Source organism: Anoxybacillus sp. P3H1B (assembly GCF_001560855.1).
Lineage (GTDB): Bacteria > Bacillota > Bacilli > Bacillales > Anoxybacillaceae > Anoxybacteroides > Anoxybacteroides rupiense.
Genome location: NZ_LPUG01000004.1, coordinates 1 through 1,761 on the forward strand (window position 1 = coordinate 1; position 1,761 = coordinate 1,761).

The following is a 1,761-nucleotide window of genomic DNA, read 5'->3' on the forward strand; positions in this document are numbered from 1 at the left end:
GTCTCCCACTTCTAAACGAAGTGAAAGTGGGAGATGAATTTCGGTTAGGCGTAGCCTAAAGTGGTCTCTTTTTTTGTGTGTTATGATATAATTAGTTTTAGAAAAATGAAAGGCCGTTGTATCAATGAAATGAGACAATAATAACCATTCAGTGTTCCTGTTGTATTATCATCTTGTTCTGGTTGTAAAATATCGCAGAAAAGTGATTGATGATACCATATCTGACTATGCAAAAGATATGTTTGTGAGATTGGGTAAAAATTACGATATTTCCTTGGTCGAATGGAATCACGATATGGACCATGTGCATATTTTGTTCAAAGCACATCCAAATAGTGAACGATCAAAGTTCATCAATGCCTATAAAAGTGCAAGTTCTCGACTGATCAAAAAGCATTTTCCGAAAGTGAAAAGAAAACGGTGGAAAGAATATTTTGGGTCAAGAAGCTTTTGCCTGCTTACAACGGGTGGTGCGCCCATTGAAGTAATAAAAAAATATATAGAAAATCAAGGTATGAAGTGATGTGGTGTCGATATGGCAAACAAAGCCTATCAGTTCCGTCTATACCCAACAAAAGAACAAGAACAACTGCTCGCCAAAACTTTCGGTTGTGTCCGTTTCGTGTATAACAAAATGCTTGAAGAACGCATACAAATTTTTGAAAAGTTCAAGGACGATAAAGAATCCTTGAAACAGCAAAAATTTCCGACCCCTACCAAGTACAAAAAGGAGTTTCCTTGGCTAAAAGAAGTGGATAGCCTTGCGCTGGCAAATGCCCAATTGAACTTGCAGAAGGCGTTTCAAAACTTCTTTTCTGGCCGCGCTGGATTTCCAAAGTTCAAAAACCGCAAGGCGAAACAGTCGTACACCACAAATGTGGTGAATGGCAACATGAAGCTTTCAGATGGCTATATCAAGCTGCCCAAACTGAAATGGATCAAGCTCAAGCAACATCGGGAGATTCCTGCCCACCATATCATCAAGGCTTGTACGATCACGAAAACAAAAACAGGAAAATACTATATTTCTATTCTCACAGAGTACGAACATCAACCTGCACCAAAAGAAGTACAAACGGTTGTTGGGCTTGACTTTTCCATGAATATGCTGTATGTCGATAGCGAGGGTAAGAGAGCCAATTATCCTCGATTCTATCGCAAAGCATTGGAAAAATTAGCGAAAGAACAGCGTAAATGGTCTCGTAAAAAGGAAGGCTCTAATCGTTGGCATAAACAGCGTCTGAAAGCAGCGAAGTTGCATGAGAAAATTGCCAATCAGCGCAAGGACTTTCTGCATAAGGAATCGCACAAATTAGCGAAACGGTATGATTGCGTGGTGATTGAAGACCTCAACATGAAAGCAATGTCCCAAGCCCTCCATTTCGGTCAAAGCGTTCATGATAACGGCTGGGGCATGTTTATCACTTTCCTTCGGTACAAATTGGAAGAACAGGGGAAGAAGCTGATCAAAATCGACAAATGGTTTCCATCATCAAAAACTTGTTCGTGCTGCGGTAAAGTTAGGAAGTCTCTATCGCTTTCTGAGCGTACATTCCGCTGTGAATGTGGATTCGAGAGCGACAGGGACGTCAATGCGGCCATCAATATCAAACATGAGGGCATGAAACGATTAGCGATAGTCTAACTTGTCCTCGAACCGTGGGGCACACGGGGATCGCTCGGTCAACTTCTCATCATGAGATGGGATTACCCGAGAAGCCCCCACCTCTAAGCGAAGCGTAGGTGGGGGGAGTATGTCAC

Annotated in this window: 1 protein-coding gene and 1 pseudogene; both read left to right on the forward strand. The window is 41.8% G+C overall.

Features of this window, described 5'->3' with window-relative positions:
• Positions 1 to 133 precede the first annotated feature (133 nt).
• Positions 134 to 523 (forward strand): annotated as a pseudogene (gene tnpA, locus AT864_RS00030) (IS200/IS605 family transposase); the annotation flags it as partial.
• A 12-nt stretch (positions 524 to 535) separates the two neighbouring features.
• The gene (locus AT864_RS00035) at positions 536 to 1,645 is read left to right on the forward strand and encodes an RNA-guided endonuclease TnpB family protein (protein ID WP_066145232.1); all 1,110 of its coding nucleotides are present in this window, start codon (positions 536 to 538) and stop codon (positions 1,643 to 1,645) included.
• The last annotated feature ends 116 nt before the right edge of the window (positions 1,646 to 1,761 follow it).

Excerpts from the sequence above, each read along its gene's own strand:
- AT864_RS00035 (WP_066145232.1), top strand. The coding sequence starts at position 536 with ATGGCAAACAAAGCCTATCAGTTCCGTCTATACCCAACAAAAGAACAA.